Annotated in this window: 10 protein-coding genes; 4 read left to right on the forward strand and 6 right to left on the reverse strand. The window is 64.2% G+C overall.

What is annotated here, in order from left to right:
- Positions 1-2 precede the first annotated feature (2 nt).
- Positions 3-1,094: a tRNA preQ1(34) S-adenosylmethionine ribosyltransferase-isomerase QueA gene (gene queA / locus I6F35_RS36575; protein ID WP_225122479.1), complete on the forward strand. Its 1,092-nt coding sequence runs from the start codon at positions 3-5 to the stop codon at positions 1,092-1,094.
- Between the two features lie 175 nt (positions 1,095-1,269).
- Here the strand turns inward: queA and I6F35_RS36580 are convergent, their stop codons facing one another.
- From I6F35_RS36580 to I6F35_RS36590, 3 genes are all read right to left on the reverse strand, one after another.
- Positions 1,270-1,893 (reverse strand): PepSY domain-containing protein, encoded by a 624-nt coding sequence (locus I6F35_RS36580; RefSeq protein WP_225122480.1) that lies wholly within the window; start codon positions 1,891-1,893, stop codon positions 1,270-1,272.
- Between the two features lie 674 nt (positions 1,894-2,567).
- Positions 2,568-3,281, reverse strand: coding sequence for a TetR/AcrR family transcriptional regulator (locus I6F35_RS36585; protein WP_225122489.1), 714 nt, complete (start codon positions 3,279-3,281; stop codon positions 2,568-2,570).
- A 103-nt stretch (positions 3,282-3,384) separates the two neighbouring features.
- Positions 3,385-4,410 carry an aspartate-semialdehyde dehydrogenase gene (locus I6F35_RS36590; protein ID WP_225122481.1) on the reverse strand — a complete coding sequence of 342 codons (1,026 nt, stop codon included), beginning with the start codon at positions 4,408-4,410 and terminating at the stop codon, positions 3,385-3,387.
- A 270-nt stretch (positions 4,411-4,680) separates the two neighbouring features.
- On the opposite strand from I6F35_RS36590, the gene tgt reads away from it, so the two are divergent.
- Positions 4,681-5,814, forward strand: a complete 1,134-nt coding sequence (gene tgt / locus I6F35_RS36595) for a tRNA guanosine(34) transglycosylase Tgt (protein WP_225122482.1) — start codon at positions 4,681-4,683, stop codon at positions 5,812-5,814.
- Positions 5,815-5,816: 2 nt separating this feature from the next.
- On the opposite strand, the gene I6F35_RS36600 is transcribed toward tgt, so the two are convergent.
- Complete coding sequence (locus I6F35_RS36600; RefSeq protein ID WP_225122483.1) at positions 5,817-6,032, reverse strand: hypothetical protein; 216 nt, start codon at positions 6,030-6,032, stop codon at positions 5,817-5,819.
- A gap of 231 nt (positions 6,033-6,263) precedes the next feature.
- Here I6F35_RS36600 and cysK point away from each other — a divergent pair, with 231 nt between their 5' ends.
- Together cysK and I6F35_RS36610 are read left to right on the forward strand one after the other, a co-directional pair.
- Entirely contained in the window at positions 6,264-7,241 is a 978-nt protein-coding gene (cysK, locus tag I6F35_RS36605; protein ID WP_225122484.1) for a cysteine synthase A, read from the forward strand.
- Between the two features lie 2 nt (positions 7,242-7,243).
- A complete protein-coding gene (locus I6F35_RS36610) occupies positions 7,244-7,483 on the forward strand; it encodes a BrnA antitoxin family protein (protein ID WP_225122485.1) in 240 nt (79 codons plus the stop codon).
- 69 nt (positions 7,484-7,552) lie between these two features.
- On the opposite strand, the gene I6F35_RS36615 is transcribed toward I6F35_RS36610, so the two are convergent.
- Both I6F35_RS36615 and I6F35_RS36620 read right to left on the reverse strand, forming a co-directional pair.
- Positions 7,553-8,974, reverse strand: coding sequence for a caspase family protein (locus I6F35_RS36615; RefSeq protein ID WP_225122486.1), 1,422 nt, complete (start codon positions 8,972-8,974; stop codon positions 7,553-7,555).
- A 185-nt stretch (positions 8,975-9,159) separates the two neighbouring features.
- A complete protein-coding gene (locus I6F35_RS36620) occupies positions 9,160-10,038 on the reverse strand; it encodes a DMT family transporter (protein WP_225122490.1) in 879 nt (292 codons plus the stop codon).
- Between the last annotated feature and the right edge of the window lie 38 nt (positions 10,039-10,076).

A 10,076-nucleotide genomic window follows, 5' to 3' on the forward strand; every position in this document is an offset into this window, starting at 1 on the left:
AGATGCGCACCGATCTCTTCGACTTCGACCTCCCACCCGAGCGGATCGCGCTGCGACCTGCGAATCCGCGCGACGCCGCGCGGATGCTGGTGGTGCAGGGCGACGACGTGCTGCGCGACCGCACCGTGGCCGAACTGCCAGAATGGCTCGAGCCGGGTGACCAGCTCGTGGTCAACGACACCAAGGTAATCGCGGCGCAATTGAAGGGCCGCCGCATCGGCCGCGAAACCGAGCCGAAGATCGAGGCGACGCTAATCAAGCGGCTCGACGGTTCGCGCTGGCAGGCGCTGGTGAAGCCGGCGAAGAAACTGGCGGAAGGTGATACTGTTCGCTTCGGCAATGAGGGCAAGGTCTGCCTGCTCGGGCATCTCGATGCACAGGTCGAAGCCAAGGGGCAGGAAGGCGAGGTGACGCTGTCATTCTCTTTCCACGGGCCGGCGCTCGACCAGGCCATCGCCGATCTCGGCACCCCACCGCTGCCGCCCTATATCGCCTCCAGGCGCACGCCCGATGACCAGGACGCCGCCGACTACCAGACCATGTTCGCGCTCAATGAGGGCGCGGTCGCCGCCCCGACCGCGGGCCTGCATTTCACGCCGGCGCTGGAAGCGGCGCTGCGCGGCCGCGGCGTCGATATTGTCAGGCTGACACTGCATGTCGGGGCAGGGACGTTCCTGCCGGTGAAGGTGGACGACACCTCCGAGCACAGGATGCATTCCGAGTGGGGCTGCATCTCCGCGAAGACGGCGGCAGCGTTGAATGCCGCGCGCGCCAAAGGCGGGCGCATCGTCGCGGTGGGTACCACTTCGCTGCGCCTGCTCGAAAGCGCGGCGAGGGAGGATGGCACGATCCAGCCGTTCAGCGGAGACACCGCGATCTTCATCACGCCGGGCTACCGCTTTCGCGCGGTCGATATCCTGCTCACCAATTTCCATCTGCCGCGCTCGACCCTGTTCATGCTGGTGTCGGCGTTCTCCGGGCTCGAGACGATGAAGCAGGCCTATGCGCATGCGATCGCGGCAGGCTATCGGTTCTACTCGTACGGCGATGCGTGTCTGCTGTTTCGCGCGCATGAGGGACGCGGGTTTCTGTAGATTGTGTAGGGTGGAGTGCGCAGGAGCTCTACGCGTTCACGCAGCCAGTTGATGTGCCCTCGCCCCTGTGGGAGAGGGCTGCTCCGCCGCTGCTACTGGACTCATTCGGGTGAGGGGTTCTCTCCACAAGGACGGTCGCGCCACCTTCTCCGACACGGAGAGAAGGGAACGAATGTCAGCGGTTCTTGCGGCGAGGTGGTTCGAGGATCACCTGCTTCAGGTCCAGTCCGCTGACGACGATGACCACAAAGTTCAGCTTGCCGCGCTCGCGTGTCAGGCCGCCGCTGATGGCCTTGCCCGAGGCGGCGCGTTCCGCCACCCGCACTGCATCCGAAAGCTGCTGGTCAACACCCGATAGCGAGGCGATGTTGGTGCGGTCCTCCGCATTGAGTTCCTTCAGCGGCGATACCAGCCGGTCCGTCGAGATCTCGCCGGTGGCCGCATCGATGGCGTGTTCCCAGAGCTTGCCGTCGTAGAACGTTCTGACTCGGTAGATCGGCGCGCCTGTTCCTCCGTCGAAGCTGACATCGGAGGTCCTGGCGCCGGTGTGTGCGCGCTCGGCGATCTCGATGGCCCGGCTCAGCGATACCTGGGCGGTTCGGAAAAGCTCAATCTGATGGGCGACCGCCTGGTCGTCAGACTCCGTTTCCTGTTCCTGGTTGGACGTGGACTCAGGGCCTGAAGGGGCCGCGGCCGCAGAGGAGGGCGCAGATGCCAGCAGCGCGAGCAGACCGACCACAAGCAGGTGCCGTGTTGTCCTGGACATCGCGCTCGTGGGGAGCGTGCGCGGATTCACCATCGATCCTCCTCTGTCGTTCAAAGCATCTCGTCCGCAGCCCCCATGTCACCGATCATTTGGCACTTCGATCTGGCATTTTCGAGTTCCGAACCGAGATCACTTCGCGGCATTTTTCGCTCAACTGCCGCTTATTTGCGTGAAGGCACGAAACGATCTGGTCGGTGTTCGGGATGGAACCGGAGCAGAACCTGAAGACATCGGGTGTGCAGGCCTCGCGCTCTTCCGGCGTTCCCTGATTTCCCGCTTCGGCTCGCGCCGCGCATGACGGCGCCGCGATCGCAAGACCCGCGACCACGAGATTGATGCATCTTTCGCGTAGCTTGCTGGGGGCCAACGAGGCGATCCTTCTTGGTCGAGACGACTACCGCGCGTCGCGCCGCCTGCAGCAGCGTCCTTCCCGTCAGCTTCGTTGCGCCGAAAGGACACGGCCGACCCGCGTCCGGGTCGGCCGTCCGAACAGCGCAAGCCAGCCTTGGAGGCCAGGGAGACACAGGTTGCGCCGATCGAAGTCTGCGACGGCGTGAGCACTGGATGACGTCCGGTGCGGCGGATATCGCCGGCTCACTTAATAAAACCATACGGTATCGTTTAGTTATCGTCAACAGCTCTTCGGCGTTTGAGCGCCAGCCAAATCGGGAGGCAGCCCGCAGCGTCCGGCATGGCTGGTCGAGATGTCAGCGGCTCGGGCGAGTCCGTGCGCCGGATGTGCGCGGCCGCCCGCCCGGTCCGCCGATGCCGGTCATCAACAGCCGCAAGGAGGCCCGCAAGCGTTTTTCCTCAGCCTTCCGGTCGATTGGAATGGCGTTGGTTGCCTGCCGGAAGGTGTGGCCGACCGTGATGTTGAGATAGACCTCAGCGGCGATGGTCGTGTCCTCGATCTGGACCGCTCCCTCGGCGACCAGGCGATCAAACAGACGGGTCATGGTCGAAACCGCTTTGAGGTAGCCTTCCTCCTCCGCCAGCCTTGCGAGTTCGGGAAAGTTGGTTGCCTGCGCCGCCACAATGCGGCTCAGGGCACCAGGCTCGGGTCCGCTGATCAGATCGAGCATCTGTCGCGCGAGATCGAGGAGAGCTTGCTCGACGGAAGTACTGGAAACATCGCTGCACTGCATTTCCGCCGCTGTCGCCAGCGGGGAGAGCCAGCGCGCAATCTCGCGGCGCAGCACGGCCTCGAACAGGCCGCGCTTGTCGCGATAGCGAGCGTAGACCGTGGGCTTGCTGACCCGCGCCGTTTCCGCGACGGCATCGATCGACGTCGCTTCGAAGCCACGCTCCAGAAAAAGCTGGGTGGCGACCTCGATGAGCCGCAGGTCGCGCTGGATGGCGGCGCTTTTTGTCGGGCGGCCGCCGCGAGACTTCGCAACACTCTGCCGTGCCGCCCGTGCCATTAACCTCGTCAGTGCTTTACGTCCTGTCCGCGCTTTGCGATGTCGCTCTATATCGCGTCGTCGCACCGCCGTCATGGCTAATTTGCCGGCGGTGCCGGCCCGCTCACGCCATCACGCGCTCGGGCAACAGCTCCGCGATCTGGATCGCGTTCAGCGCCGCCCCCTTGAGAAGCTGGTCGGCCGCTACGAAGATCGAGATCGAGTGGCCGCTCGGGTCGCTCAGATCCTTGCGGATGCGGCCGACCAGCACGTCGTCCTGTCCGGAGGCATCGATCGGCATCGGGAAGTAGTTCCCGGCGCGATCGTCCACGATCCGCACGCCCGGCGCGGCCGCAAGAAGCATGCGTACCTGATCCTCGCTGATCGGCCTTTCGCATTCGAAGGTGATGGCCTCGCAATGTGCGCGCAGCACCGGCACGCGGACGCAGGTGACGCCGACTGCGATCCTATCGTCCTCAAAGATCTTGCGGGTCTCCTTGATGACCTTGGTCTCCTCGTCGTTGTAGCCGGTCTCGGGATCAACAGCGGTGTTGTGGTTGAACAGGTTGAAGGCATAAGTGTGCGGCATCACCTTCGGCGTATAGACCTGTCCGTTCAGATTGGCGCGGGTCGATTCCACCAGCTCTTCCATGGCCGCGGCGCCGGCGCCGCTTGCGGCCTGGTAGGTCGAGATAATCACGCGCTTGATGCGGTTGTTCTGGTGGATCGGCCACAGCGGCACCAGCGCGGTGATCGCAGCGCAATTGGGATTGGCGATGATGCCCTTGTGCTCGCGGATGCGGCCGGCATTGATCTCCGGAATCACCAGCGGCACGTTCGGGTCCATCCGAAAGGCGGAGGAATTGTCGACCACGACGGCGCCGGCCTTCACCGCGACCGGCGCGAACTTCTTCGAGACGCCGCTGCCGGCCGAGAACAAAGCGATGTCGACGCCGTCGAAGGAGCGTTCGTTGAGCTCTTCGATGACGACCTGTTGCCCGCGGAACTCGATGGTCTTGCCCGCCGAACGTGCGCTTGCGAGCGCCTTGAGCTTGCGCACAGGGAAGCCGCGCCGGTCCATGGTGGCGATGAACTCGGCACCGACGGCGCCGGTCACGCCGGCGATGGCAACAACGGGATCGTTCTTCACGGGAGTCTCCTTCAGGATCAGAATAAAGCAATAAAAAAGCCCCGGACCTTCATCAGGCGGGGCTTCGGTTCGAGATGCTGCGGTTCGTCCGACTACGCGCGCACGCCTCCCAAGGCCCCGGAGAGCTTTTTGGTCGTGGTGGTGCGTTTGGTCGAAATCATCATGGCGGCGAACTTATGCGGGAGAGTCCGGGCGCCGTCAACGGCCTTGCGGGAGAAATTGCCCTCAACGCGGTTGAACGGGGGCCGTTGTCACGCCATAAGCGGCCGCATGAGCCTTCCCAACCATTTCGAATTGCTCGCAACTGACGGCCATGCCCGTACCGGCCGGCTGACCACGCCGCATGGCGTGGTGCGCACGCCGGCCTTCATGCCGGTCGGCACCGCCGGTGCGATGAAAGGCATGCACTGGCGCGAGGTGCGCGATGCCGGCGCCGACATCGTGCTCGGCAACACCTATCATTTGATGCTGCGGCCCGGCGCCGAACGCATCGCAGCCCTGGGCGGGCTACAGACATTCACCGGCTGGAACGGCCCGATGCTGACGGACTCCGGCGGCTTCCAGGTGATGTCGCTGTCGGAGCTGCGCAAGGTCAGCGAGAACGCCGTGACTTTCCGATCGCATATCGATGGCGCCAAGGTCGAGCTGTCGCCGGAACGCTCGATCGAGGTGCAGCGGCTGCTCGGCTCCGACATCGCGATGCAGATGGATGAGTGCGTGCGGCTGCCGGCGGAGCGCGACGACATCGAGCGCGCGATGCGGTTGTCGCTGCGCTGGGCCGAGCGCAGCAAGCGGGCTTTCGAGACTGCGCCTGCCGGCTACATGCTGTTCGGCATCGTGCAGGGCGGCGATGTGCCGGAGCTGCGTCGGCAGAGTGCGGAAGCATTGGTCGAGATCGGCTTTCACGGTTACGCGATCGGCGGGCTCGCGGTCGGGGAGCCGCAGGCGGTGATGCTTGCAATGATCGAGGAGAGCGTGCCGGTGCTGTCAGCGGATCGTCCGCGCTATCTGATGGGCGTCGGCACGCCCGAGGACATTCTCGAAGCGGTCGCGCGCGGCGTCGACATGTTCGACTGCGTGATGCCGACACGCAACGGACGCCATGGCGTGGCGTTCACGCGATTCGGACCCGTGAACCTGCGCAACGCACGACACGCCGACGATCCGCGTCCGCTGGACGAGGAGAGCCCATGGCCTGCCGCGCGCAGCTATTCACGCGCCTATCTGCACCACCTCGTGAAGTCAGGTGAGACGCTCGGCGCGATGCTGCTGTCGGAGATCAACGTCGCCTATTACCAGCAGCTCATGCAGGACATTCGCGCCGCGATCGCGAGCGGGAGATTTGAGGATTTCCAGAATCAGACGCGCGCCGATTGGGCGCGCGGTGACATCGCCGCCAGATAGGCTCAATTGCACATGAAGCGCTTGATCGAGTGCTTGGTCACGAAACCGTAACCGCAGGTGTCGCAGGTCCAGAGATAGCTGATGATGCTGTCGTACAGATAGGCCGACGCTTCTGCCGCTATCATGGAATCTGCGCACACCGGGCAGGTCGGCAGATCGCACCCGCGCGGGTCCGGGCGAACCGCGATGGTCGACGGGATTTCAGCGAGTGCTGTCATCGTGACCTCCTTGCGATCTGACGGGATTTAATTTCAGGTAACCTATACACCGGTTTGTTTGACGTTGTCGCAACACAATTGCGTTGGTTTATCGCTATTTAGAAACATTTCGCTATTGCGATGCAGCGAATTTGCCAATCGATCGTTTCCCCTTCTTGCGCTGCGGTGTGCGCTGTTCCTAACTAACGAAGACCGCGATTTTCGCGGGACATTTTGTCAGGGAGCCCTGCGATGGATGCGCCTTCAACTACGCGTGCAGTGCAACGGCCGGGACGAGGATTGGTCTATGACTCCATCGTGGATGCGATCGGCGACACGCCGATCGTCCGCCTGCGCCGATTGCCGCAGGTCCACGGCGCGCATGCGACGATCCTTGCCAAGCTGGAATATTTCAATCCGGCGGCGAGCGTGAAGGATCGCATCGGTGCTGCGATGATCGTCGCGATGGAGAAGGCCGGCATCATCAATGCTGATACGGTGCTGATCGAGCCGACCTCGGGCAATACCGGCATCGCGCTGGCGTTCGTCGCGGCCTCGCGCGGCTATCGGCTGAAACTGGTGATGCCGGAATCGATGTCGATCGAGCGCCGCAAGATGCTGGCGTTCCTCGGCGCCGAACTCGTGCTGACGCCGGCGGCGCAGGGCATGAAAGGCTCGATCGCGACCGCGGAAGAACTGGTGCGCACCACGCCCAACGCCGTGATGCCGCAGCAGTTCAAGAACCTCGCCAATCCCGAGATCCATCGCCGCACCACCGCGGAGGAGATCTGGAACGATACCGGCGGGAACATCGACTATTTCGTCGCGGGCGTCGGCACCGGTGGCACCATCACCGGCGTCGGGCAGGTGTTGAAGCCACGCAGGCCGTCGCTGCGCATCGTTGCCGTCGAGCCCGAGGAAAGCCCGGTGCTGTCGGGCGGCCAGCATTCGCCGCACAAGATCCAGGGCATCGGTGCCGGTTTCATCCCCGACATCCTCGATCGTTCCGTGATCGACGAGATCGTGAAGGTCAACAGCACGACCGCAATCGAGACGTCGCGCGCGCTGGCCCGCAACGAGGGCATTCCCGGCGGCATTTCCTCGGGCGCGGCGATCGCGGCGGCGCTTCAGATCGGCAAGCGGCCGGAAGCCGCTGGCAAGACCATCCTGGTTGTGGTGCCATCGTTCGCCGAGCGCTATCTGTCGACAGCGCTGTTCGAGGGGATCTAGCAATGGCCGATCAGCCGAGACGACCGCGCACGCTGAACGACGCCCGCAGCGAGGCGGAAGCCGCGTTCAAGCGCGCCACAGCCAAAGTGGCTGAAGCTCCGCCGAAGACGAACGCCGTTCCCGGCGTGCGCGAACAGGTGACGCTGCGGATCGATCAGGACGTGCTGGAATGGTTCCAGGAGGGCGGCCCGGGCTGGCAGGATCGCATCAACGAGGCGCTGCGCAAGGCAGCGGGGAAGTAGTCCGAGCGCGGACCGGCCAGAAAAAAGCCCGGCGGCGAGCCGGGCTTTTTGTTTGACGTTTTGTGAGTGTTACCGGCGAAACGCGCCGCCCAGCATGCCGCCGACGACCCCGCCGACGAAGGCGGCTCCGGGATCGATGCCGCCGCCATGGTGGCGCGGGGCGGGCGCGCTGCCGCCACCGCTGCTGGCGCGGCGGCGCGGACGCTCCTCATCGCCCGAATTTGTCGCCGTGGTCGACACGACCTCGGTCAGCAGCGCCTTGTGCTGCAGGCGGTTGAGGTAGCCGCTCTTCGGATAGCCGCGCGCGGCCTGCCAGCGCGTGATCACGGCGCGGGTGGGCTCGTCGAACTTACCGGTCGCCTTGACGTCGAAGCCGAGCCCGTTCAGGCGGCGCTGCACGTCGCGGCGCTGGCCCTTGTCGAGGCCGATCTGGTCCTCGGTGACCTGGCTCGCTTCCTCGGTGAAAGTCGCAGGATCGATGCCGGCGGTTAGGTTGCGCGTCTGCGTGCTCGGAGCTGCGCCGCTCTCGAGCGCGGCGATACGGGCCAAGGCGAGCGAACGGAACTGGCCGTTCGGATAGCTTGAGAGATAGGCGTTGAACTCCTCAGTCTTGTTGGAGTCCTTGATCGAACGCCAGAACTCGAGTTCGACATCCGAACTCGGCGCGGCCGCAACTGCGGTCGGTGCCGACGGAGTGCCCGCGGCGGTGGGCGCGTTCGCCGGCGTGCCGTTGAGATAGACCGAACCGATCAGGTTGGTATGGCCCCAGGGCAACTGGCCCTTGTTGGTCTCCTCGTTGACCTGGGCGCGGACCTTGGTCATCGCCTGCTGGATCTCGACGCCAGGCTGGGTGATGTTGGCGATCAGCGCGCGGGTGAACGGGCTGTTGGCGCCTTCCTGGCCGTCGAGCGCGGTCTGGCCCGGGCCGGTTGCGAACGCGATCAGCGTGCCTTCGCCGGATTTCATTTCGGCAAGGCCGGTCTGCACATTGACGCTTCGGGTCGGCGAGTTCGACTTGATCTTGGCGGCGAACGGATTGTCGCGGCAGGCATCGAGGAACACCAACTTGACCTTGGCGTCGCTCATGGTCTGGTCGAGCGTGAGGTCGATATTGATGGCCGCGCCCAGCTTGACGTCCATCTCCGACTTGATGTCGGCATCGATGGGCAGCAGATAGTTGGTGCCGCTGATCGCGATGCCGTGGCCGGCATAGTAGAACACCGCGATGTCAGCGCCTTGCGCCTTCTTGCCGAAATCGAGCAGCTTCTCGGTCATCTTGTCGCGGGTGAGGTTGGTGCCCTCGACCACTTCGAAACCGACATTGCGCAATGCGCTGGCCATCGACTTGGCGTCGATGGTCGGGTTGGGCAGCGGCGTCACGTTCTTGTAGGTGCCGTTGCCGACGACGAAGGCGACTCGCCTGTCGGCATGCGCGGCGGTCGCAGTCAGCGCCACGCAGATCAGCGAGGCGAGGAGGGTAAGGGTGCGCATCTGAAATCCCCCAGCAGAATCGAAAAGACTTTGAAGGTAACGCGTTGCGTCAGGTTACACGAAAACACCACAGTTGGCGCAGCAAAAAAATACCGCAGCGATTGCAGGCGACTATCCTGTTGCCATCAGGCATGCCACGGCGGCGCGCCGTGCTTGCGTGATCGACGTCACAGCCGCGCCCGACGTCACGTGCCTGCGCGCGCGTGAGCTGGCGCGTTCGGTATCAAATTCAAGAGATTGCCGGTCAGGATCAGCACTGCGCCGAGCACCGTGAACAGGTCGAGCCGTTCCGAATAGAGCAGCCAGCCTGCGGTCGCCGTCAGCGGCACCCGGAGGAAATCCATGGGAAGCACGACGGTCGCATCCGCGTACAGCATCGCGCGCGCCATGCAGTAGTGCGAGAAAGTGCCGCAGAAGGCGATCAGGAGGACCCAAACCCATGTACGCGCCGGCGGCCATATCCAGACGTAGAGCGACGGCAACAGGCCGGCGGCCGACTGGACAACCAGCATCCAGAAGATGATCGCCAGCGTCTGTTCGGTGCGGGTCAGCGACTTCACCATCGCAACCGAGATGCCGAAGCCGACGGCTGCAGCGAGTGCGATCAGCTGGCCCGGATTGACCTCGCCCGTGGCGGGGCGGACGATGATGATGACGCCGATCAGCCCGAGCACGATGGCCGCAATCTTCCACACCGTCATGCGTTCGCCGAGGAAAGCGGCGGCTAGGATCGCCGTCCAGATCGGCATCGTGAATTCGATCGCCACCACCTGGCCGATCGGGATCAGCGTCAGCGCGAAAAACCAGCCAAGCTGTGCGCCGTAATGGATCAAATTGCGCGCGATGTGCATGTGCACGCGCGCGGTCTTCACGATCGACAATCCGCCACTGGCGTGAAGCAGCGGGTACAGCATGAAGAAGCCGAGGACCGAGCGCACCTCCATCAGTTGGAACACGTTCATGTCCCGCATGGCTTCGCGGCCGGAAATCGCGATGACCAGCATCAGCGTGAGCCAGCCCGCCATCCACAGCGCGGCCTTGGTCTTTGAAGGGTGGCGGTCCATCGGTGATGCGGAAAAGCGGAAAGGGAGAGGGCGGGCGG

The organism is Bradyrhizobium sp. BRP22 (assembly GCF_020194175.1).
Taxonomy (GTDB): Bacteria; Pseudomonadota; Alphaproteobacteria; order Rhizobiales; family Xanthobacteraceae; genus Bradyrhizobium.

What these genes read in the sequence shown, in the direction of transcription:
- I6F35_RS36620 (WP_225122490.1), bottom strand. Translation starts at nt 10,038, where the DNA reads ATGGACCGCCACCCTTCAAAGACCAAGGCCGCGCTGTGGATGGCGGGC.
- cysK (WP_225122484.1), top strand. Translation starts at nt 6,264, where the DNA reads ATGGATGCGCCTTCAACTACGCGTGCAGTGCAACGGCCGGGACGAGGA.
- I6F35_RS36610 (WP_225122485.1), top strand. Translation starts at nt 7,244, where the DNA reads ATGGCCGATCAGCCGAGACGACCGCGCACGCTGAACGACGCCCGCAGC.
- I6F35_RS36585 (WP_225122489.1), bottom strand. Translation starts at nt 3,281, where the DNA reads ATGGCACGGGCGGCACGGCAGAGTGTTGCGAAGTCTCGCGGCGGCCGC.
- tgt (WP_225122482.1), top strand. Translation starts at nt 4,681, where the DNA reads ATGAGCCTTCCCAACCATTTCGAATTGCTCGCAACTGACGGCCATGCC.
- I6F35_RS36615 (WP_225122486.1), bottom strand. Translation starts at nt 8,974, where the DNA reads ATGCGCACCCTTACCCTCCTCGCCTCGCTGATCTGCGTGGCGCTGACT.
- I6F35_RS36580 (WP_225122480.1), bottom strand. Translation starts at nt 1,893, where the DNA reads ATGGTGAATCCGCGCACGCTCCCCACGAGCGCGATGTCCAGGACAACA.
- queA (WP_225122479.1), top strand. Translation starts at nt 3, where the DNA reads ATGCGCACCGATCTCTTCGACTTCGACCTCCCACCCGAGCGGATCGCG.
- I6F35_RS36600 (WP_225122483.1), bottom strand. Translation starts at nt 6,032, where the DNA reads ATGACAGCACTCGCTGAAATCCCGTCGACCATCGCGGTTCGCCCGGAC.